22 protein-coding genes are annotated in these 21,268 nt (G+C 69.0%); 7 read left to right on the top strand and 15 right to left on the bottom strand.

Annotation, left to right across the window (positions count from 1 at the left end):
• The first annotated feature begins 210 nt into the window (after window positions 1–210).
• The 3 genes from J2847_RS01790 to J2847_RS01780 all read left to right on the top strand — a co-directional run bounded on the left by J2847_RS01790 (window position 211) and on the right by J2847_RS01780 (window position 3,466).
• The gene (locus J2847_RS01790) at window positions 211–678 is read left to right on the top strand and encodes a RidA family protein (protein WP_209776544.1); all 468 of its coding nucleotides are present in this window, start codon (window positions 211–213) and stop codon (window positions 676–678) included.
• Between the two features lie 141 nt (window positions 679–819).
• Window positions 820–1,983 carry a GNAT family N-acetyltransferase gene (locus J2847_RS01785; RefSeq protein WP_209776542.1) on the top strand — a complete coding sequence of 388 codons (1,164 nt, stop codon included), beginning with the start codon at window positions 820–822 and terminating at the stop codon, window positions 1,981–1,983.
• Between the two features lie 178 nt (window positions 1,984–2,161).
• Window positions 2,162–3,466, top strand: coding sequence for a pentapeptide repeat-containing protein (locus J2847_RS01780; protein WP_209776541.1), 1,305 nt, complete (start codon window positions 2,162–2,164; stop codon window positions 3,464–3,466).
• 220 nt (window positions 3,467–3,686) lie between these two features.
• Here the strand turns inward: J2847_RS01780 and J2847_RS01775 are convergent, their stop codons facing one another.
• The 9 genes from J2847_RS01775 to J2847_RS01735 all read right to left on the bottom strand — a co-directional run bounded on the left by J2847_RS01775 (window position 3,687) and on the right by J2847_RS01735 (window position 11,848).
• The gene (locus J2847_RS01775; RefSeq protein WP_209776539.1) at window positions 3,687–4,142 is read right to left on the bottom strand and encodes a type II toxin-antitoxin system RatA family toxin; all 456 of its coding nucleotides are present in this window, start codon (window positions 4,140–4,142) and stop codon (window positions 3,687–3,689) included.
• Between the two features lie 36 nt (window positions 4,143–4,178).
• Entirely contained in the window at window positions 4,179–5,135 is a 957-nt protein-coding gene (gene lipA / locus J2847_RS01770) for a lipoyl synthase (protein ID WP_209776538.1), read from the bottom strand.
• 58 nt (window positions 5,136–5,193) lie between these two features.
• The gene (locus J2847_RS01765) at window positions 5,194–5,679 is read right to left on the bottom strand and encodes a DUF29 domain-containing protein (RefSeq protein ID WP_209776537.1); all 486 of its coding nucleotides are present in this window, start codon (window positions 5,677–5,679) and stop codon (window positions 5,194–5,196) included.
• A 39-nt stretch (window positions 5,680–5,718) separates the two neighbouring features.
• A complete protein-coding gene (lpdA, locus tag J2847_RS01760) occupies window positions 5,719–7,116 on the bottom strand; it encodes a dihydrolipoyl dehydrogenase (protein WP_209776536.1) in 1,398 nt (465 codons plus the stop codon).
• Between the two features lie 13 nt (window positions 7,117–7,129).
• Window positions 7,130–7,432 (bottom strand): chorismate mutase, encoded by a 303-nt coding sequence (locus J2847_RS01755; protein WP_209776535.1) that lies wholly within the window; start codon window positions 7,430–7,432, stop codon window positions 7,130–7,132.
• A 24-nt stretch (window positions 7,433–7,456) separates the two neighbouring features.
• Complete coding sequence (locus tag J2847_RS01750; RefSeq protein WP_209776534.1) at window positions 7,457–8,791, bottom strand: pyruvate dehydrogenase complex dihydrolipoamide acetyltransferase; 1,335 nt, start codon at window positions 8,789–8,791, stop codon at window positions 7,457–7,459.
• Window positions 8,792–8,806: 15 nt separating this feature from the next.
• On the bottom strand, window positions 8,807–10,195 hold the full coding sequence (locus J2847_RS01745) for a pyruvate dehydrogenase complex E1 component subunit beta (protein WP_209776533.1): 1,389 nt from the start codon (window positions 10,193–10,195) through the stop codon (window positions 8,807–8,809).
• A 70-nt stretch (window positions 10,196–10,265) separates the two neighbouring features.
• Window positions 10,266–11,285, bottom strand: coding sequence for a pyruvate dehydrogenase (acetyl-transferring) E1 component subunit alpha (gene pdhA / locus J2847_RS01740; protein WP_085556379.1), 1,020 nt, complete (start codon window positions 11,283–11,285; stop codon window positions 10,266–10,268).
• Window positions 11,286–11,458: 173 nt separating this feature from the next.
• Entirely contained in the window at window positions 11,459–11,848 is a 390-nt protein-coding gene (locus tag J2847_RS01735) for an FtsB family cell division protein (protein ID WP_209776532.1), read from the bottom strand.
• Window positions 11,849–12,143: 295 nt separating this feature from the next.
• Here J2847_RS01735 and J2847_RS01730 point away from each other — a divergent pair, with 295 nt between their 5' ends.
• The gene (locus J2847_RS01730) at window positions 12,144–12,455 is read left to right on the top strand and encodes a hypothetical protein (protein WP_209776531.1); all 312 of its coding nucleotides are present in this window, start codon (window positions 12,144–12,146) and stop codon (window positions 12,453–12,455) included.
• 94 nt (window positions 12,456–12,549) lie between these two features.
• Here J2847_RS01730 and modC read toward each other — a convergent pair whose 3' ends face one another.
• The 3 genes from modC to modA are packed head-to-tail and all read right to left on the bottom strand — an operon-like array spanning window position 12,550 to window position 15,184.
• On the bottom strand, window positions 12,550–13,662 hold the full coding sequence (gene modC, locus J2847_RS01725) for a molybdenum ABC transporter ATP-binding protein (protein WP_209776530.1): 1,113 nt from the start codon (window positions 13,660–13,662) through the stop codon (window positions 12,550–12,552).
• Window positions 13,663–13,680: 18 nt separating this feature from the next.
• Window positions 13,681–14,376 carry a molybdate ABC transporter permease subunit gene (gene modB, locus J2847_RS01720; RefSeq protein ID WP_209776529.1) on the bottom strand — a complete coding sequence of 232 codons (696 nt, stop codon included), beginning with the start codon at window positions 14,374–14,376 and terminating at the stop codon, window positions 13,681–13,683.
• A 10-nt stretch (window positions 14,377–14,386) separates the two neighbouring features.
• A complete protein-coding gene (modA, locus tag J2847_RS01715; RefSeq protein ID WP_209776528.1) occupies window positions 14,387–15,184 on the bottom strand; it encodes a molybdate ABC transporter substrate-binding protein in 798 nt (265 codons plus the stop codon).
• Between the two features lie 192 nt (window positions 15,185–15,376).
• Between modA and rpe the strand changes: the two genes are divergently transcribed.
• Both rpe and J2847_RS01705 read left to right on the top strand, forming a co-directional pair.
• Window positions 15,377–16,030, top strand: coding sequence for a ribulose-phosphate 3-epimerase (rpe, locus tag J2847_RS01710; RefSeq protein ID WP_085556373.1), 654 nt, complete (start codon window positions 15,377–15,379; stop codon window positions 16,028–16,030).
• Between the two features lie 140 nt (window positions 16,031–16,170).
• On the top strand, window positions 16,171–16,428 hold the full coding sequence (locus J2847_RS01705; protein WP_085556372.1) for a GlsB/YeaQ/YmgE family stress response membrane protein: 258 nt from the start codon (window positions 16,171–16,173) through the stop codon (window positions 16,426–16,428).
• 67 nt (window positions 16,429–16,495) lie between these two features.
• Here the strand turns inward: J2847_RS01705 and J2847_RS01700 are convergent, their stop codons facing one another.
• The 3 genes from J2847_RS01700 to J2847_RS01690 all read right to left on the bottom strand — a co-directional run bounded on the left by J2847_RS01700 (window position 16,496) and on the right by J2847_RS01690 (window position 18,698).
• Entirely contained in the window at window positions 16,496–17,293 is a 798-nt protein-coding gene (locus J2847_RS01700; RefSeq protein ID WP_209776527.1) for a PhyR family response regulator anti-anti-sigma factor, read from the bottom strand.
• A 141-nt stretch (window positions 17,294–17,434) separates the two neighbouring features.
• Window positions 17,435–17,995, bottom strand: a complete 561-nt coding sequence (locus J2847_RS01695; RefSeq protein ID WP_209776526.1) for a thermonuclease family protein — start codon at window positions 17,993–17,995, stop codon at window positions 17,435–17,437.
• A complete protein-coding gene (locus J2847_RS01690) occupies window positions 17,973–18,698 on the bottom strand; it encodes an SOS response-associated peptidase (protein WP_209776525.1) in 726 nt (241 codons plus the stop codon). Before J2847_RS01690 ends, J2847_RS01695 begins: the two co-directional genes overlap by 23 nt.
• A gap of 195 nt (window positions 18,699–18,893) precedes the next feature.
• On the opposite strand from J2847_RS01690, the gene J2847_RS01685 reads away from it, so the two are divergent.
• A complete protein-coding gene (locus J2847_RS01685; protein WP_209776524.1) occupies window positions 18,894–21,260 on the top strand; it encodes a xanthine dehydrogenase family protein molybdopterin-binding subunit in 2,367 nt (788 codons plus the stop codon).
• Window positions 21,261–21,268 lie beyond the last annotated feature (8 nt).

Below are 21,268 nucleotides of genomic sequence, written 5' to 3'. Positions count from 1 at the left end.
ATAATGATGTGTGGGCAGAAAGCGCCGAGTCCGGCCGCCGGGGCATGGGAGCGCGCCGCAAAAGATTCCGGGAAAACTTTGCCGGGCACGGACGGAACTGCCGCGGAGTCCGGTGGAGGATTCTTCCCATCGCCGGACCGGCGCGGCTATGGTCGGGGCGTGGAACACCCGCCGAAAACCCGTGACTTCAACAGGGAAGGACCAACCATCATGACCGGTCGGATCGACGCGCGCCTCGCCGAGCTGGGAATCGAGCTGCCGCAGGCCGCCGCCCCGGTGGCGGCCTATGTGGCCTACACGCGCTCGGGCAACACGCTCTACATCTCCGGCCAGATCACCGTGTGGAACGGCGAGCGCCGCTTCCTCGGCAAGGTCGGCCAGGACTTCACGGTCGAGCAGGGCAAGGAGGCCGCCCGCCTGTGCGCCCTGAACATCCTGGCCCAGGCCAGGGCGGCGCTGGACGGCGACCTCGACCGTGTGACCCGTGTGCTGAAGCTCGGCGGGTTCGTCAACTCGGGCGCCGATTTCCATGACCACCCGGCGGTGATCAACGGCGCGTCGGAGCTGATGCAGGAGGTCTTCGGCGATGCCGGCCGGCACGCCCGCGCCGCCGTCGGCGCGCCGTCGCTGCCAGGCAACGTCGCGGTCGAGGTCGAGGCGGTGCTCGAGGTGGCCTGACCGGAGTCGCCTGAATGGAGCCGCCTGGCCGGAACGACCTGCCGGGAAGGGATGGCTGGGTGGCGCCGAAGGGGGAGATGGGCGTCTTGCCGCGATGCGGCGCAGCGCCCACTTCCCTCGGCGAAGCAAGGGAGACGGTTCATGCCCGACGGCAGCGGCGCCATCACCATCCGCATCCTGACCGGGGTCGGCCAGGCGGAGGCCAGGGACTGGGATGCCTGCGCCGGCCCCGACGACCCGTTCGTCTCCCACGCCTTCCTGCTGGCGCTGGAGGAATCGGGATCGGCCGTCGCCAAGACCGGCTGGCAGCCCAGCCACCTCGCCGCCTTCGATCCCGACGGACGGATGGTCGGCGCGGTTCCGGCCTATGTGAAGAGCCACTCCTACGGCGAGTACGTCTTCGACCACGGCTGGGCCAACGCCTATGAGCGGGCCGGCGGCAACTATTACCCGAAGCTCCAGGTCTCGGTTCCCTTCACCCCCGTGCCGGGGCCGCGCCTGCTGGTCGCTCCCGGCGGCGGCGAGGCGGTGGCCGGCGCGCTGGTCGCGGCGCTGGAACGGGTGGCGAAGCGCTACGGCGTCTCTTCCGCCCACGTCACCTTTCCCAACGCCGCCGATGCCGGGCGGCTGGGCGAGGCCGGCTGGCTGCGGCGCACCGGGGTGCAGTATCATTGGGAGAATCGGGGCTACGAGAGCTTCGACGCCTTCCTCGACGCTCTGAACTCGCGCAAGCGCAAGGCGATCCGCAAGGAGCGGCGCGAGGTCGCCGACAGCGGCGTCCGCCTGCACACCCTGACCGGCGACGACCTGAAAGCGGAGCATTGGGATGCCTTCCACCGCTTCTATCTGGAGACCGCCGACCGCAAATGGGGCGGCGGCTACCTGACGCGGGCTTTCTTCGAACGGCTGGGGCGGACGATGGCCGATCGCGTGGTGCTGGTGATGTGCGAGGACGGCGGCGAATGGGTGGCCGGTGCCCTCAACCTGCTGGGGTCCGACGCGCTCTACGGCCGCAACTGGGGGTCGGACGGGCGCTACCGCTTCCTGCATTTCGAGGCCTGCTACTACCGCGCCCTCGATTTCGCCATCGAGCGCGGGCTGAAGCGTGTCGAGGCCGGCGCCCAGGGGGAGCACAAGATCCAGCGCGGCTACCTGCCGGTGACCACCCACAGCGCCCATTGGGTCGCCGATCCGGGCTTCCGGCGGGCGCTTGACCATCATCTGGCCGAGGAACGCGCCGCCGTCGCCGCCGAGGTCGCGGCGCTGGCCGAACTTTCGCCCTATCGCCAAAGCGATGACTCGTGAGCCTGCACGCGGCGCGGCTTTTGTGATACAAAACCCAAGGTGGTGGGCGCTTGGGCGCTTCCGGCGGGTATGTCCAGCATCGGTTTAGTAACGTGACAATTTGTATTGGACGCTTCCGCGAAGCCCGGTCCTCCGGTTACCGTAAGGGTCCGGCGAGGCATTGGACGAGGCTGCCTCCATGACGGATCGGGCCACCGACTTCCTGAAGCAGGTCAGGGATCACCTGTTCTATCTGAAGCTGCGACCGGGCGGCGTCCGGCTCCAGGCCAAGGGCGCCGATCTGTCCGGCTTCCGGCTGAAGGGCTTCACGCTGAACTCGTCGGTGCTGACCCAGGTGAATTTCTCGGACGCGGAGCTGGAAGAGGTCAGCTTCAACATGTCCGACCTGTTCGGGTCGAACTTCACCCGCGCGGTTCTGGTCGGATCCTGCTTCGTCCGCGCCGACCTGCGCGGCGCCAACTTCCTGAAGGCCAATCTGCGCCGCACCGATTTCGAGGAGGCGGACCTGCGCCCCGGCCAGATCCTGACCTTCTCGTCCGGCAAGCCGCCGGAAATCCGGCAGCGCACCAACTTGCAGGACGCCACGCTGGAGGGCGTCAATTTCAAGAACGCCGACCTCAGCCACGCCGATCTCGCCAACGCCGGCATGAAGGGCACCGATTTCGCCGGGGCCCATCTGTTCGCCGCCAATCTGGCCGGCGCCGACCTGCGCGAGGCGAACTTCACCGGCGCCAAGCTGAAGCGCGCGATCCTCAGCGGCGCCGCGCTGAACCAGACCATCCTGCGTCATGCGGACCTGCGCGACGCGGTGCTGCGCAACGTCGATCTGGCCGGGGCCGACACGGCCGGCGCCGATCTGAACGGCGCCATCTACATGAAGGGCACCGGCAACCTGCCGCCGGAGGTCCGCCAGATGCTCGAGGCCCACATCCAGTGGATCAACAGCGCCGGGCGGCAGGGGCGGCGCGCCGACTTCACCGGCATGGATCTGCGCGGGGTCGACCTGACCGCCGCCGACCTGTCGGGCGCCGTCTTCCGCGGGGCGCGCATGAACGAGGCGTCGCTCGCCCACGCCTTCCTGTCGCTGGCCGACTTCGGCGGGGCGGCGCTGTGCGGCGCGAAGCTGGACCAGGCGATCCTGACCGGCGCCAACCTGATGGACGCCGACCTGTCCGGCGCCCACGCCGGGGACGCCGATTTCGGCCTGGTCGAACTGCGCAACCCCGACGGCACGCCGGCCGGCCGGCTGTGGCCGACCAACCTGTCGGGCGCGAAGCTGGAGGGGGCCGACCTGCGGGGCGCCCGGCTGACCGGCGCCAAGATCACCAAGGCGATGTTCGAAAACGCCAACCTCGCCTCCGCCGATCTGCGCGGCTGCGACGAGTTCTCCGCCAATCTCGGCCGGGCCTATCTGTCCGGCGCGCGCCGGGGGACGCTGTCCGCCTCCACCGACCCGGAAAAGCTGCAACTGCTGGCGATCTGAAAGCCCGCTTGGCCGTCCTTGATCCAATCAAGGATCGTCATGCCCGGCCCCGCGCCACGACCATCCGGCTGGGATTCGTGGACGAGGCGAGCCGCGTCGATTCCACATGTGTCCAGCGGATTTCAGGAGCGTGCTTGCGTGATGCTGGCTTCGCCGTGGAAACACGCTTGCCCGCAACACGGTCGCTCGGGAAACGGGGGCTTCGGGAATCCGCGCGGGATCACGCCGACTGCGGCGCTCCCGCACGGCCGTAGAGCTGGTCGGCGCGGGCCTCGAAGGCATGCACCATGCGGCGCACCGCCTCGTTGAACAGCAACCCCATGATCTTTTGCAGCATCTTCGAGCGAAACTCGAAATCCACGAAGAAATCGACGCAGCAGCCGCGCTCGTGCTCCTGGAAGATCCAGTGGTTGTTCAGGTACTGGAACGGCCCGTCGGTGTACTGGACGTCGATCCGGCACTCGGGCTCCTTCAGCTCGACCCGCGAGGTGAAGCGTTCGCGGACCATCTTGAAACCGATGATGAGGTCCGCGAACATCACGTCGCCTTCACGGCGGCGGATGCGGGCGGCCAGGCACCAGGGCAAGAACTCCGGATACTTCTCCACATCGGCAACCAGGTCGTACATCTGCTTCGGCGTGTAGGGAAGAACCTTCTTTTCCGCGTGAGTCGGCATGCCCTTATCCCGATGGTGACCCTGTAGACCCGAACCTTACTCCGCCGCGACACCCAGCTTCTTCAGGCGGGCGGCCCGCAGCTTCTCGAAATCGTCGCCCGCGTGGTAGGACGAGCGCGTCAGCGGCGACGAGGCCACCAGCAGGAAGCCCTTGCCACGGCCGACCGTGGTGTAACCGGCGAACTCCTCCGGCGTCACGAAACGATCCACCGCCGCGTGCTTCGGCGTCGGCTGGAGATACTGCCCAATCGTCATGAAGTCCACATCGGCGGCGCGCAGATCGTCCATCACCTGCGCGACCTCCTCCTTCGTCTCGCCCAGCCCGACCATGATGCCGGACTTGGTGAAGATGGTCGGGTCGAGTTCCTTGACCTTCGACAGCAGTTGCAGCGAGGTGAAGTAGCGGGCGCCCGGCCGGATCGTCGGGTAGAGGCGCGGCGCCGTCTCCAGATTGTGGTTGAAGACGTCGGGCCGGGCCTCGACCACCACCTCCAGGGCGCCCTTCTTCTTCTGGAAGTCGGGGGTCAGGATCTCGATGGTGGTGCCCGGCGACGCTTCGCGCACGGCGCGGATGGTGCGGGCGAAATGCTCGGCGCCGCCGTCCGGAAGGTCGTCGCGGTCCACCGAGGTGATGACGACGTGGCTGAGCTTGAGCTGCCCGACCGCCTCGCCGACCTTCTCCGGCTCATGCGGGTCGAGCAGGTCCGGGCGCCCGGTCTCGACGTTGCAGAAGGCGCAGCCGCGCGTGCAGATCGAGCCCAGGATCATGAAGGTGGCGTGCTTCTGCTTCCAGCACTCGCCGATGTTCGGGCAGGCCGCCTCCTCGCACACCGTGTTCAGCTTGAGCCCGCGCATCAGCTGGCGGGTCTCGTTGTACTCCTGGCTCATCGGCGCCTTGACGCGGATCCAGGCGGGCTTGCGGGAGATGGGGTTGTCCGGCTTGTGGGCCTTTTCGGGGTGGCGAAGCTTCTCGGTCTGATCGACGAGGGTCATGGTCTGAAGGCTCCCGACGGCCGGCTCGTTCGCGGCCCCGAAAATGAACGGTAAGGCACTAGGCCCGCCCTTCCGGCGGAAACAAAGCCGCCGGATAGGCCGGATCGAGCGCCTGGTCAAGCGTGAAAGGCGGTTCGGCTGGGAATTGGCCGTCCGGCGCCTCGGCCTCGACGGCGGCGCGCAGGCGCGCTTCCTGGTAGTTTTCCGCGAAGATCTCGGCGATGAAGGGTCCCAGGCTCGGGCTGTCCTTCATCTCGCGCAGCAGCTTCCGGCGCTGTTCCCGGATGGTCAGCCGCCAGCCCCGTTCGCAACGCTCGCGCAGATCCGGGCAGCACAGCCATTTCAACAGATGGACCAGCAGCACGGACAGGCGGCTGTCGATCTCCGATTTCTGGCTGCGGCCCATGCTCTCGATCTCCTCGGCGACGTTCGCCCAGTCGACGGGAGCGTTGTTCCGCTCGGCGCCGGCACGGCGAAGCTCCGCCGCCTGGCTCTGCGTCCAGGCGTAGAAGTCCTCGTCATACGCGGCGCTCGCGCGATCCATCACCCGCACCTTGGGAAACCGTCGCCTCGGAAAGCTTAACTAGAAGTGGATCGCCCGGCCATAGGCATCAAGAACCGACTCGTGCATCATTTCCGACAGGGTCGGATGCGGGAACACGGTGTGCATCAGCTCGGCCTCGGTCGTCTCCATGGTCTTGGCGACGGTGTAGCCCTGGATCAGCTCGGTCACTTCCGCGCCGATCATGTGGGCGCCGAGCAGCTCGCCGGTCTTGGCGTCGAACACGGTCTTGACCATGCCCTCGGTCTCGCCCAGCGCGATGGCCTTGCCGTTGCCGATGAAGGGGAAACGGCCGACCTTGACCTCGTAGCCCTTCTCCTTGGCCTTCTTCTCCGTCAGGCCGACCGAGGCGATCTGCGGGTGGGAGTAGGTGCAGCCGGGGATGCCGAGGATGTTCAGACCGTGCGGGTGCTTGCCGGCGATGTGCTCGGCGACGATCACGCCCTCGTGGCTGGCCTTGTGGGCGAGCCAGGGGGCGCCGGTCACGTCGCCGATGGCGTAGACGCCGGGCTCGTCGGTCTCGCACATCGCGTTGGTCTGGATGTGACCACGGTCCAGCTTCACCTTGGTGCCTTCCAGCCCGAGGTTTTCCGTGTTCGGGCTGATGCCGACGGCGACGATGACGCGGTCGACCGTGATGTCCTCGGTCTTGCCGCCGGCCTCGACCGCGACGGTGACGCTGTCGGCGCTCTTGCGCAGGTTGCCGGCCTTGCCGCCGGTGATAATGCGCATGCCCTGCTTCTCGAAGGACTTGCGGGCCATCGCCGAGATTTCCTCATCCTCCACCGGGAGGATGCGGTCCATCACCTCGACGACCGTCACCTTGGCGCCCAGCTCGTTGTAGAAGCTGGCGAACTCGATGCCGATGGCGCCGGAGCCGATGACCAGCAGCGACTTCGGCGTGACGTCCGGAGTCATCGCCTTGCGGTAGGTCCAGACCAGCTTGCCGTCGTCCTCCAGCCCCGGCAGGGTGCGGGCGCGGGCGCCGGTGGCGATGATGATGTGCTTGGCGCCAAAGGTGCCGACCGGGGCCGAGCCCTTGGAGACGGCGACGAGGCCCTTGCCGGCCAGCTTGGCGGCGCCCTCGATGACGGTGACCTTGTTCTTCTTCAGCAGGTGCTTGACGCCGCCGTTGAGCTGGTTGGCGACCTTGCGCGAGCGCTGCACGACCTTGTCGAGGTCGAAGCCCGGAGTCTGGATGACCAGACCGTAGTCGTTCGCGTGCTTGGCGTTGCGCAGCACCTCGGCCGAGCGCAGCAGCGCCTTGGTCGGGATGCAGCCCCAGTTCAGGCAGATGCCGCCGAGATTTTCACGCTCGATCACGGCGGTGTGCAGGCCCAGCTGCGCGGCGCGGATCGCCGCCACGTAACCGCCCGGCCCGCCGCCGATGACGATGACGTCGTAGTTCATGTCGGCCACGGATGTTCTCCCTTCAGGAGCGAGGCGCGTCCTGGGGGCCGGCGGCGAAGATGCCCTCCTCGACCCGGCACGCCTCGTCGATGATCGTCTGGTACAGGGTGACCATGAAGGCCGGATCCAGGCCATGGGCCTTGCCGCGTTCGGCCGCCAGCGCCTTCACCGCCTCGACGCGGTCGGGCAGCACGGCCGGCAGCCCCTCCGCCATCTTCACCGCGGCGACGCGGTGGACGACGGACAGGCGCTTGCCCAGCAGGGCGACGATCTCGTCGTCGATGGCGTCGATCTCGGCGCGCAGCGGGGCAAGGCTCTTGGACATGGATCCGGGTTCCCTCAGAGGCGGTTACAGCAGCATCGACAACGGATCTTCGAGCAGCTTCTTCAGGGCCGCAAGGAATTCCGCGCCGACGGCGCCGTCCGCCACCCGGTGGTCGACGGTGACCGTCAGGCTCATCACGGTGGCGATGGCGATCGCCCCGTTCTTCACGACCGGGCGCTGCTCGCTGGCGCCGACCGCCAGGATGCAGGCCTGCGGCGGGTTGATGATTGCCGCGAACTGCTTCACGCCCATCATGCCGAGGTTGGAGACCGAGAAGGTGCCGCCCATGAACTCTTCGGGCTTCAGCTGCCCGTCGCGGGCCTTCTTGGCCAGAACCTTCATCTCGTTGGAGATTTCGGCGAGGCCCTTGGTCTCGGCCTTCTTGATGATCGGGGTGATCAGGCCGGTCGGGGTGGCCACCGCGACCGAGACGTCGGCGTGGTGGTACTGGAGGATCGCGTCGTCGGTCCAGGACGCGTTGATCACCGGCACCTTCTTCAGGGCCAGCGCCGACGCGCGGATGACGAAGTCGTTGACCGACAGCTTGTAGACGTCGGACCGGCCGTTCAGCTCGGCGCGGACCTTCAGCAGCGCGTCGATCTCGACGTCGGTGGTCAGGTAATAGTCGGGAACGGTGCGCTGCACCTCGCCCAGACGCTTGGTGATGGTCTTGCGCATGCCGCTGTTGGGGATCGCCGTGTAGGCGATGCCCAGCTTGTCGGCCTGGGCCTTGGCGTCGATGCCGTCGGCCTTCGCCGCCGGAGCGGGCGCAGCGGCGGCCGGAGCCGGGGCGGCCTGCGGGGCCGCAGCGGCGGCGGGGGCCGGCTTGGCCGGGCCGGCGGCCTTGGCGGCCTCGACGTCGGCCTTGACGATGCGGCCGTTGGGGCCGCTGCCCTTGACCGACTTCAGGTCGACGCCGGCCTGCTCGGCGATGCGGCGGGCCAGCGGGCTGGCGAACACGCGGGCACCACCCTGGGCTGCGGGAGCGGGGGCAGCCGCCGGGGCCGCAGCGGCGGGAGCCGCCGCGGGAGCGGGCGCCGCGGCCGGAGCCGGGGCGGCGGCGGGCGCCGGAGCGGGGGCGGGGGCGGAGCCGCCGGACAGCGCGCTCTCGTCCTCGCCCTCTTCGAGCAGGATGGCGATCGGGGTGTTCACCGCGACGCCCTGGCTGCCTTCGGCGACCAGGATCTTGCCGATCCGGCCCTCGTCGACGGCCTCGACCTCCATGGTCGCCTTGTCGGTCTCGATCTCGGCGATCACGTCGCCGGACTTCACCGTGTCGCCTTCCTTCTTCAGCCACTTGGCGAGGTTGCCCTCGGTCATCGTGGGCGAGAGGGCGGGCATCAGAATCTGAACGGTCATTCCTTCAGCCCTCCCTCAGCGGTAGCAGACTTGCTTGGCGGCCTTGACGATGTGCTCGACCTGCGGCAGCGCCAGCTTTTCCAGGTTGGCGGCGTAGGGCATCGGCACGTCGAGGCCGGCCACGCGGACGACCGGCGCGTCGAGATGGTCGAAGGCCTGCTCCATCATCAGCGCGCACATCTCGGAGCCGATGCCGGCGAAGGGCCAGCCCTCCTCGACCGAGACCAGGCGGTTGGTCTTCTTGACGCTGTTGACGATGGTCTCGGTGTCGAGCGGACGGATCGTGCGCAGGTTGATGACCTCCGCGTCGATGCCCTCCTTGGCCAGCTGCTCGGCGGCGGCCAGCGCGTGGCCGACCATGATCGAGAAGGCGGTGATCGTCACGTCCTTGCCGGGACGCTCGATCTTGGCCTTGCCGATCGGCAGCACGAACTCCTCGTCCTCCGGCACCTCGAAGCTCTGGCCGTAGAGGATCTCGTTCTCGAGGAAGACGATCGGGTTCGGATCGCGGATCGCCGCCTTCAGCAGGCCCTTGGCGTCGGCCGCCGACCAGGGGGCGACGACCTTCAGGCCCGGGCAATGCGCGTACCAGGAGGCGAAGCACTGCGAGTGCTGGGCGCCGACGCGGGCGGCCGCACCATTCGGGCCACGGAAGACGATCGAGTTGCTCATCTGGCCGCCCGACATGTAGAGCGTCTTGGCGGCCGAGTTGATGATGTGGTCGATCGCCTGCATGGCGAAGTTGAAGGTCATGAACTCGACGACCGGCTTCAGCCCCTTGAAGGCGGCGCCGACGCCCAGGCCGGCGAAGCCGATCTCGGTGATCGGCGTGTCGATGACGCGGGTGTCGCCGAACTCCTGGAGCAGGCCCTGGGTCACCTTGTAGGCGCCCTGGTACTGCGCGACCTCCTCGCCCATGACGAAGACCTTCTCGTCACGGCGCATCTCTTCGGCCATCGCGTCACGCAGCGCCTCGCGCACCGTCTTCTTCACGGTCTTGGCGAAGAACCTGTCCTCGTCCGACGCCGGGGCGGCGGCCACGACAGGGGACGGAGCCGGGGCCGGAGCGGCGGCGGGCGCCGCGGCGGGTTCCGTCGCCGCCGGGGCGGGAGCGGTGGCGGCCGGAGCGGCGGCGGCCTTGCCGATCGCGCTCGCGTCCTCGCCCTCTTCCAGCAGGACGGCGATGGGGGTGTTCACGGCGACATTGTCGGTGCCCTCGGCGACCAGGATCTTGCCGATGCGGCCTTCGTCGACCGCCTCGACCTCCATGGTCGCCTTGTCGGTTTCGATCTCGGCGAGGACGTCGCCGGACTTCACCGAGTCACCTTCCTTCTTGAGCCACTTGGCCAGCTTGCCCTCGGTCATGGTGGGCGACAGGGCCGGCATCAGCACTTCGATCGGCATTCCTCAACCTCCGGCGGCGCGGGGATTCCGGTTTCCCGTCCCTCGGCGCCGCTCCCGCTTATCGTTGATGTCAGGATTCGACGAGAATGTCGGTCCACAGCTCCGACACGTCCGGCTCGGGGCTCTGCTGGGCGAATTCGGCCGACTCGGTGACGATCGCCTTCACCGCGCGGTCGATCTCCTTCAGCTTCTCCTCGTCGGCGTGGTTGCCGGCGAGCAGCTTGGCCTTGAGCTGGTCGATCGGGTCGGACTCCGACCGCATCTTCTCGACCTCCTCCTTGGTCCGGTACTTGGCCGGATCCGACATCGAGTGGCCGCGGTAGCGGTAGGTCTTCATCTCCAGGATGACCGGGCCGTTGCCCTCGCGGACATACTTGACCCACTGGTCCGCCGCGGCCTTGACCTCCAGCACGTCCATGCCGTTGACCTGATAGCCGGGGATGCCGTAGGCGGCGCCGCGCTGGTGCAGTTCGCCGGCCGAGGCGCGCTCCTGCGAGGTGCCCATGGCGTACTTGTTGTTCTCGATCACGAAGAGCACCGGCAGCTTCCACAGCGCCGCCATGTTGAAGCTCTCGTAGACCTGGCCCTGGTTGATGGCGCCGTCGCCGCAATAGACGGCCGCGATGCCGCCGTCCTTGGCGTACTTGTGCGCGAAGGCCAGGCCGGTGCCGAGCGGAACCTGCCCGCCGACGATGCCGTGGCCGCCGTAGAAGTTCTTCTCGCGGCTGAACATGTGCATCGAGCCGCCCTTGCCCTTGGAGTAGCCTCCACGGCGCCCGGTCAGCTCGGCCATCACACCCTTGGCTTCCATGCCGCAGGCCAGCATGTGGCCGTGGTCGCGGTAGCTGGTGATGACGCTGTCGCCTTCGTTCAGCGCGGCCTGGATGCCGACGACGACGGCTTCCTGGCCGATGTAGAGATGGCAGAAGCCGCCGATCAGGCCCATGCCATAGAGCTGGCCCGCCTTCTCCTCGAAGCGGCGGATCAGCAGCATCTCACGGTAGTAGTTGAGAAGCTCTTCGGACGAGACGGCTTGAGCGGGCGCAGACTCGGCTTGCGCCTTGGTCGGACGGCGTCGGGACGCGGCCATGGTTCCTCCCCAGGGTTCATGCAACGGCGGCCTTGAAACAGCCGCCGTCGCCACGCGTTGCGGGCATGAAACGTCCCGCACCGGAAGCGGATATGGCGCGCACAGTACACGAGCAAACACGCTCGCGCAAATACCTGTTTTTGAAGGCGGATTTCCGATTAACCGAGTTTCGGTTAATTGGCTGATCTGGGCTGCTTCTCCAGGCTGTTTCCGTCGTTGTCGTACAGCTTGGGAAGGGTCACGACCACGTCGCGGGGGTTCGAGAGGTTCAGCATCGAGCGCGCGCGCTCGTCCAGCATGTCGCGGTCGAGGTTGTCGCCGCGCAGCAACTGGGCGCGCCGCTCCATGCGTTCGCGCTCGTCCCTCAATTGCTGGAGCACGGTTTCGGCCTGCGCGATCTCGCCCTGGATCTGCTTCATCGCGACCAATCCCCGGTCGCCATGGATCGCGTAATAGGCGAAGTAGGCGACGACGCAGGCGCACAGCGCCGGCATGATGGCCTGACGGAGGGCGCTTTTCGCCGCGCGGGCGAGCGAGTCGGTGAGATCGGCGAGCATGGTCATGGTCCCATCATGGGACCATAGCGGCTTTCAGGGGGTCAAACGAAAAAGGGGCAACACAAAAGACGCTCCGAATTCGTGTTCGTTGCGCAACCCATCCCTGGTGTGCGGCGACGCCGGCGCCACAAGGCGGGGGCGCCCCGGAAACGCAGCGGACGGAAAAATCGCATCGCAGCATGGAATGAACCGCAACGCCTCCGTGTTGGAGGGGGACCGCGGCTGCCACGCCGCGCCGCATCCGGCGGCGCAGCGGATCGCGCAGCCGGCCCATGCGACCCATGGTAAGGAGAGACACTCCATGCGCAGCAAGCTTCTGATCGCGGCCCTCCCCGCCCTGCTTCTCGGTCTGGCGGCCTGCGACGACCAATCCGCCCAGAACAACGGCACCTCGACCGCCGAGCGTCCGGCCACCGAGTCGTCGGGCTCCTCGGCCGGTTCGACCTCGACCACCACGCCGCCGCCCGCCACCGGGGTTCCGACCACCAGCGGCTCGTCGGGCAACACCATGAACAGCGCCCCGGCCCCGACGACGACCGTGCCGGGCGGCGCCACCAGCGGCGGCTCGGCCGGCGGCGGCGCGACCACGACGCCGTCCAGCGGGCAGCAGTAAGGGCGATTTGCAGGCGCTCTTGAAGCCCCTCTCCCCCCTGCGGGAGAGGGGCTCATCAAATGGGCGGCGGGGCGGGCACCTCCAGGAAGACGCCTCAGACGTCCACCACCCGAGCCGGTCCGGCGCCCGTCAGGTCGGTCTCGAAGGCAACCCCCTTCACCAGCGCCACCACGTCCCGGCCGGGCGCCAGTTCCAGATCCCGCGCGGCGGCGCGCGTGACCCGCGCGATCAGGAAGGCCCCGCCGACCGCGATCCGCAGATCGACCGAGGCCGGACCCGACTCCGCGATCTCCACCACCGTGCCCGCCAGCGTGTTGCGCAGGCTGGTGCCGGCGAGCGGCTCCAGCGCCACGATCACGTCGCGCGCGTGGATTTGCAGACGGACCGGCGCGCCGACCGGGCGCTCGACGCGCGGCACCGTCAGGCGCCCGCCGTCGAAGACCAGCACGCTCAAGCCATCCGCCTCGACATGATGGTCGACGGTCAGGTCCAGCACGGCGCCGACGTCGTGGCTGCCGGTCGCCGACACCTGATCGAGCCGCCCCATCACCGTCCCCACCGGGCCGGCGGCGACCACCCGGCCCTCGCCGATCAGCACCAGCGTGGTGGCCAGCCGCACCACCTCGTCCAGCGCGTGGCTGACCAGGATGATGGGGATGTTCATCTCGTCGCGCAGCCGCTCGATGTAGGGCATGATCTCCGCCTTGCGGGCGGCGTCGAGCGAGGCCATCGGCTCGTCCATCAGCAGCAGGCGCGGCTGCGCCAGCAGCGCCCGGCCGAAAGCCACGCGCTGCTTCTCGCCGCCCGACAGCCCGAGCGGCCGGCGGTCGAGGATATGGCCGAGTCCCAGCAGATCGACCACCGGGCCGAAGGCGATGCGGCGCTCCGCCGCCGGGACCCGGCGCAGGCCGAATTCCAGGTTGCTGCGCACGCTCATGTGCGGAAACAGGCGGGAATCCTGGAAGACGTAGCCGACGCGGCGCTTCTCGACGGCCATGTCGACGCGGGCGGCGCTGTCGAAATAGGTGGTGCCGCCGACGCGGATGTGGCCGGCGTCCGGCCGCGCCAGTCCGGCGATGGCGTTGATGACCGATGTCTTGCCCGACCCCGAGCGGCCGAACAGGGCCGTGACCCCGCGCTCCTCGGCGGTGAAGGCGATGTCGAGCGCGAAGCGGCCCAGCGTCTGGCGGATGGAAACGTCCAGCATGGCTTGTCCTTGCCCGGTCTATCGTTGGCCGATCAGGCGGCGCAGGCGGTGGGCCAGGAATTCCGACACCATCAGCGCGATCAGCGCGACGGAGAAGGAGATCGCCGCCAGCCGCGCCGCCACGGCGTCGCCGTCGGGTTCCTGCGTCGCGGCGTAGATCGCCAGCGGCAGGGTCTGCGTCGTGCCGGGAATGTTGGACACGAAGGTGATGACCGCCCCGAACTCGCCCATCGCGGCGGCGAAGGCGACGATGGCGCCCGACAGCAGGCCCGGCGCCATCAGCGGCAGCACGATGGTGAAGAAGCGGTCGACCGGGCCGGCGCCCAGCGTGCGCGCCGCCGCCTCCAGCCCGCCGTCGATCGCCTCGACCGACAGGCGGATCGCCCGCACCATCAGCGGGAAGGAGGTCACGGCGACCGCCAGCGACGCCCCTTCCGAGGTGAAGATCAGGCGGATCCCGAAGGTCTGGTAGAGCCAGCCGCCGATGATCCCCTTGGTGCCCATGGTGATCAGCAGGATGTAGCCGATCACCACCGGCGGCAGCACCAGGGGCAGATGGACCAGCCCGTCGAACAGCGTCTTTCCGGGGAACGAGTAGCGCCCGAGAATCCAGGCGGCCAGGACGGCGAGCGGCAGGGCCACCACGATGGCCAGGCCCGCGACGCGCAGGCTCAGCAGCAACGCGGTGACTTCCATCGGCGACAGGACATTCATGACGCGAAGCTTACGGCAGCTTGGGCGCCGGGACGAAGCCGTATTCCTTCCACACCGCCATGCCGTCCGATGACGTCGCATACTCCAGGAAGGCGGCGGCGTGGGCGCTCTTGGAGGCCGCGACGACGGCCGCCGGGTAGACGATGGGCGGGTAGCTGTCCTGCGGGAAGACGCCGACCACCTCGACGCCGGGATCGACCGCCGCGTCGGTGCGGTAGACGATGCCGAGCGGCGCCTCGCCACGGCTGACCAGCGCCAGCGCGGCGCGGACGCTGTCGGCGCGGGCGAGCTTCGGCTCGACCGCCGCCCACTGCCCCAGCTTCTCCAGCGCCGCCTTGGCGTACTTCCCGACCGGGACGTTCGACGGGTCGCCGGTGGCGATGCGGCCGTCGCCGGCCAGCGCCGCCAGATCGCCGCCCTGCGTCAGCTTCGGCTTCAGGGGCGAACCCTTCGGAGCGACCACCACCAGATCGTTGCCCAGCAGGCTGACGCGGGTGTCGGTCTTGATCAGGTCCCTCTTCTGAAGATAGTCCATCCAGTCGAGGTCGGCGGAGATGAACAGGTCGGCCGGCGCCCCGTTCTCGATCTGCTTGGCCAAAGCCGAGGACGCGGCGAAGGAGGAGACCACCGTCAGCCCGGTCTTCGACTTGAACTGGGCCGCCAGCTTCTCCACCGCGTTCTTGGTCGAGGCGGCGGCCATCACCAGCACGTCCTGCGCCATCGCCGCCGGGGCGGCCATCATCAGACCGACGCCGATCACCGCCGCCGAGACGACGCGCGTCATCGCGCGCCCACGCACACCGAACATCCAAGCCTCCTTCCGAATGGTCATGAATTATATTCAAACGGATATAGCCAAGCTTGTGAAGCGTAAAGCGGAAATAGCCCCTACGGAAAAAGGGATTTGTCGCCGGCATGGCTCCCGGCGTCCCGGCCGTGCTATGGGAGGGCCCTCACCACGCTTCGTCCACCCACGCTCCGTCCGCCAGGGAATGCCGCCATGCGCGCCGTCAAAATCTCCCCCTCGATTCTCTCCGCCGATTTCGCCCGGCTGGGCGAGGAGGTCCGCGCGGTCGACGCCGCCGGCGCCGACTACATCCACATCGACGTGATGGACGGCCATTTCGTGCCGAATCTCACCATCGGCCCCGGCGTGGTGAAGGCGCTGCGTCCGCACAGCGCGAAGATCTTCGACGTGCATCTGATGATCTCGCCGGTCGATCTGTTCATCCCCGACTTCGCCAAGGCCGGCGCCGACATCATCACCGTGCATCCGGAGGCAGGCCCCCACCTGCACCGGACGATCCAGCTCATCAAGTCGCTCGGCAAGAAGGCCGGCGTCTCGCTGAACCCGGCGACCCCGGTGGACGCCATCCAGCATGTGCTGGAGGACATCGACCTCGTGCTGGTGATGACGGTCAACCCCGGCTTCGGCGGCCAGAGCTTCATCAAGAGCCAGCTTCCCAAGATCCGCGACCTGCGCGCCCGCATCGACGCGCTCGGCAAGCCGATCGACCTGGAGATCGACGGCGGCATCAATCCGGAGACGGCGAAGCTGGCGGTCGAGGCCGGCGCCGACGTGCTGGTCGCCGGCACCGCCACCTTCACCGGCGGCCCCGGCCAGTACGCCGCCAACATCGCCGCCCTGCGCTGAGTTCTCCTTCCGCGCCGCCGTCCGGTGCGGGAAAATGGGAAGGGGCACCCCACAAAGGTTCCCTTCGCAACAGAACCAATCGCCGTCTCGGGCGTTATTGGCTCTGGGAAAACCGTCCCGCAACGGAAGGGAACAGGAGCATGGGCATTCTCTGGACGATCATCATCGGGTTTCTGGCCGGCATCGTCGCCAAATTCCTGATGCCGGGCCGCGATCCGGGCGGGTTCATCATCACCACCCTGCTGGGCATCGCCGGCGCCTTCGTCGCCACCTATCTGGGCGCCGCCGTCGGCTGGTACCGGCCGGGCGAGGGAGCCGGCTTCATCGGCGCCATCGTCGGCGCCATCGTCATCCTGGCGATCTACCGCATGATCGCCGGACGCAGCACGACGGTCTGAAAATCCGGCTGACAGGAAAAGGCCCCCTCCCGCCGGAGGGGGCCTTTTCCTTTTCAGTTTTTCCTTTTCAGGCCAGCGCCACCGGGCGCGGCATGAAGACCGCCCGCGAGATGGCGGCGCGGATCGCCTCGTTGGTGAAGGGCTTGCGGACGATCTGGCCGAGGTGGCAGGCGCCCAGCTCCTCCAGATCGCCGTCGAAGGCGGTGATGAAGATCGTGCGGAGCGACCGCGTGCGGCGCAGATGGCGGGCGATCGCGACCCCGCTGCCGCCGTCGGCCAGACGCACGTCGACCAGCGCCAGCGTGGGATTCTCGGCCCGCAGCAGCGACAGCGCCTCCCGCTCGTTCACCGCGGTGCCGCAAACGACGTGGCCCATGTCGGCCACCACCTCGCCGATCTCCATCGCCTGAAGGGCGTTGTCCTCCACCACCAGCACCCGCTGGGTCATCGCCAGACGGACCCGTTCGCGCGCCTCCTTCAACCGGCCGATCGCCTCCACCGGCGCGAGATTCAGGATCTGGGCGGCCTCCGCGAGGCTCAGCTCCTCCAGCGTCACCAGCAGATACAGCCGGCGCTCACACTCCGGCAACGTGGCCAGCGCCCGCTCGATGGGATGCGGCGAGACCGCCGGACGGGCGGCGGCGGACTGGACGGCGGACTGGTCGAACAACAGATGCAGCAGCGCGTAGAGCGGCAGCCGCGCCCCCTCCCCCCGGTCCAGCCCGAAGCGCGTCGGCGCCATCACCACGACCTCGACGCAGCGCGTCGCCAGCGCGTCGCCGGCCTCGACCGCTCCCGTCAGCGCGCGTGCGTACCGGCGCAGATGCGGCAGATGATCGTAGAGTTCGCATCCGTACATCTGCATGATCCGCGTCCTCTGCGGGCAAGCGTCCTGGCGGTCGGCCAAGCCGGTTAACAAAATATGAACGGCCTTCAAACCTATCACGCCGCCCCCTCCGCCCGCGACGGGAAAAGGGGAGCAGCCGATCCGGTCAGGACCGAAGGGTCAGCGGGATTTTTCGCGGACTTGGCGCGACCGCCACTGCCACGGCTTCTCCACCTGACCAGCCCACAGCCCCATCCGCTTGCTCTGGGCGTAGGCCTCGCCCTTCTGGTAGGCCGCCGACAGGCTGGCGTAATGGAACGCCCAGCCGCGCGACACCATCGCCGCCCCCAGATCGACGCCGCGCACCCGGCACTCACCCTTCCTCTCGCCGGTCCGGTCCTTTTCCGAGACGGTGCAGGTCACCTCCTCGTCCTTGACCATGGCGGCGAGCACCGCCGTCGCCACCTTGAAACAGTCCAGTTCGTGACCGTAACGGTTCTTGCATTTCTGCCCCGGATCGGGGGCGTCGATCCCCATCAGGCGGACCGGCGTGTCGTTGATGACCAGCAGATCCCCTTCGGCCGCGACCGCTTTTCCTTTTAACGTCTCGTTGGGCGTGGCGGCCACCTTGCCTTTGGTCGGGCCGGCCGTCTGGGCTGACGCATAGACCGGACCGCCGAGCAGGACGAGAGCCGCCAGCAGGGCCGAGGCGAGCCGGTCAGAACAGCGTCGGCTGGTCATCGGCGGCCTTGCGGCGGGATGGCGCGTCGGGCGGCGGAGCGGACGGCGGGTCGAGGCAGGACGCGTCGTCGTTGCGCACGCTGTTGACGCGCGGCCCGACCGCGGCAACCTCCAGCCAATCGTCGGGCGCCGGCCGCAGCAGCCCCCGCACCGCCGACGGCGGAGCGGCGGGATCGAGCCAGCGCTCCCAGTCGGCCGGGTCGAGCACCACCGGCATCCGCTCGTGCAGGGCCGACAGGGTGGCGTTGGCGGTGGTCGTGACGATGGTGACGCTTTCCAGCGGCCGTTCCGGCGGCGGCCCGCCCTTCGGCCCGCGCCAGACCTCCCACAGCCCGGCCAGCGCGAAGGGCGCGCGGTCGCGGCGGCGGATGACGTGGCCCTGCCGGCGCGGTCCCGCCGCCGTCCATTCGTAGAAGCCGTCGAGCGGAACGAGGCAGCGCCGCCGGCGCAGCGCCTCGCGGAAGGCCGGCTTCTCCGCCGCCGATTCGGCGCGCGCGTTGATCATCCGCGCGCCGATGGAGGGATCCGCCGCCCAATGCGGCACGAGGCCCCAGCGGACCATCACCAGATGGCGCCCGTCCTCATCCTCCCGGACGATGGGAATTTCCTGGGTCGGGGCGACGTTCCAGCGCGCCTTCAGGTTCGGCTTGTCCGGCACGCCGAAGATCCGCTGAAGCTCGCTGACGGGGGTGGTGAGCAGCATGCGTCCGCACATGCCCATGACTATGGCGTCCCCGCCCCCGCCCGGCCAGCCCATAATCCCCTTTTCCCCGTTTGCCGCCGGCATCGCCGCCATGACGGGCGCATGCCGTCAGGCGGGGTTTCCCTTCGCCCCGCCCCGCCCTATCCTCGACGTCGACCGGCCTCCGGCCCACCTCGGCAAAGCGGGAGTTCCTTCATGAAGTTCGGCATCGGCCAAGCGGTACCGCGCACCGAAGACGCACGCCTCCTCACCGGCGGCGGCCGCTACACCGACGACGTGACCCTGCCCGGACAGACCTTCGCGGTGTTCGTGCGCTCGCCCCACGCCTTCGCCGCCATCGGCGCCATCGACACGGCCGACGCCGTGGCGGTGCCCGGCGTGCTGGCGGTCTACACGGTCGCCGACCTCGACGCCGCCGGAGTCGGGCAGATTCCCTGCAACTCGGACCTCAAGCAGCGCGACGGCTCGCCCTACGTCCGCACGCCGCGCCCGGCGCTGGCGCGCGGCTTCGTCCGCCATGTCGGCGACCCGGTCGCCCTGGTGGTGGCCGAGACGCTGGAGGCCGCCCGCGACGCCGCCGAACTGGTGATGGTCGATTACGACGACCGCCCCGCCGTCACCGGCACCGCCGAGGCGCTGGAGCCCGGCCGCCCGCAAGTGTGGGACGAGGCCCCCGGCAACCTCTGCTTCGATTGGGACACCGGCGACGAGGCCGCCGTCGAGGCGGCGCTGGCCAAGGCCGCCCGCGTCGTCGAGCTGGAGATCGTCAACAACCGCGTCGTCGCCAACCCGATGGAAGGCCGCGCCTGCCTCGCCGGGGTCGAGCCGGACAGCGGGCGCTTGCAGATCCACGTCACCAGCCAGGGCGTCCACAGCCTGCAAAAGCAGTTCTGCGACATCCTGAAGGAGCCGAAGGAGCGCATCCGCGTCCTGACCACCGACGTCGGCGGCGGCTTCGGCATGAAGCTGTTCAACTACCCGGAATACGTCGCCTGCCTGTTCGCCGCCCGCGCCCTGGGCCGCGCGGTGAAATGGGCCGCCGAGCGCACCGAGGGCTTCGTCAGCGACGACCACGGCCGCGACCATGTCAGCCGGGCGCGGCTGGCGCTCGACGCCGACGGCCATTTCCTCGGGCTGCGGGTCGACACCGTCGCCAACCTCGGCGCCTACCTGTCCAACTACGGCCCCTTCATCCCGACCGACGCCGGCTCCGCGATGCTGGTCGGTTCCTACCGGACCCCGGCGGTCTATGTGCGGGTCAAGGGCGTATTCACCAACACCCAGCCGGTCGACGCCTACCGCGGCGCCGGCCGGCCGGAGGCGGCCTATCTGCTGGAGCGGCTGATCGACCACGCCGGTCGCGTCACCGGGCTTGGGCCGGCGGAGATCCGCCGCCGCAACTTCATCCCCGCCTCGGCGATGCCCTACGCGACGCCGATGGGACAGGTCTACGACACCGGCGAGTTCGCCCGGAACCTGGAGGACGGGCTGATCCTGGCCGACATGGCCGGCCTGCCCGCCCGCAAGGCGGAAGCCAGGGCGCGCGGCCGGCTGCGCGGCGCCGGCCTGTCGACCTACATCGAGGCCTGCTCGGGCGGCGGACCGGAGCAGGCGACGGTGCAGGTCGGCGGCGACGGCCGCGTCGTCCTGCTGATCGGCACCCAGACCAACGGCCAGGGCCACGAGACCGCCTACAAGCAGATCCTCGCCGACCGGCTGGGCGTGCCGCCCGAGGATGTCGAGGTCGTGCAGGGCGACACCGACCGCGTGACCTGGGGCGCCGGCACCGGCGGCTCGCGCTCCGTCCCGGTCGGCGGCTCGGCGCTGGCGGAGGGGGCGGCCAAGGTGGTGAGGAGCGCGATCCCGGTCGCGGCCGACCTGCTGGAAACCGCCGAGATCGACATCGAGTTCGCCGAGGGCCGCTTCACCGTCGCCGGCACCGACCGCAGCGTGTCGCTGAAGGAGGTCGCGGCCAGGGCGGCGGCGGGCCGCACCGGAACGGACCAGACGGGAATCGCCTTCTCCGAGCGGGCGCGCTGGTCGCCGCCGGCCAGCACCTTCCCCAACGGCTGCCACGTCGCCGAGGTCGAGATCGATCCCGACACCGGCACCGTCGAGGTCGTCCGCTACAGCGTGGTCGATGATTTCGGCACCGTGGTCAACCCGATGCTGGTGATCGGGCAGGTGCATGGCGGCGTCGCGCAGGGGCTGGGACAGGCGTTGCAGGAACGCGTGGTCTACGACCCGGACAGCGGCCAGCTGCTGACCGGCTCCTTCATGGACTACCAGATGCCGCGCGCGGTCGACATGCCGCCGATCCAGGTGAAGCTGAACTGCGTGCCGAGCACCACCAACATGCTGGGCATGAAGGGCGCCGGCGAGGCCGGGGCGATCGGCGCGCCGCCCGCCATCATCAACGCGCTGGTCGACGCGCTGTCGGACCACGGCATCCAGCACATCGACATGCCGGCGACTCCGCTGGCGATCTGGTCGGCGATCCAGGCCGCCGGGCCACGGGGTGCCGGGTCACGGGGTGATGGAACGCGGGCGGCGGCCGAATAGGAGGGGGG

This window comes from Azospirillum agricola (assembly GCF_017876095.1).
Lineage (GTDB): Bacteria > Pseudomonadota > Alphaproteobacteria > Azospirillales > Azospirillaceae > Azospirillum > Azospirillum agricola.
The sequence above is the reverse complement of the archived record's forward strand: the minus strand, read 5'-3'. Positions and strand labels throughout refer to the sequence as shown.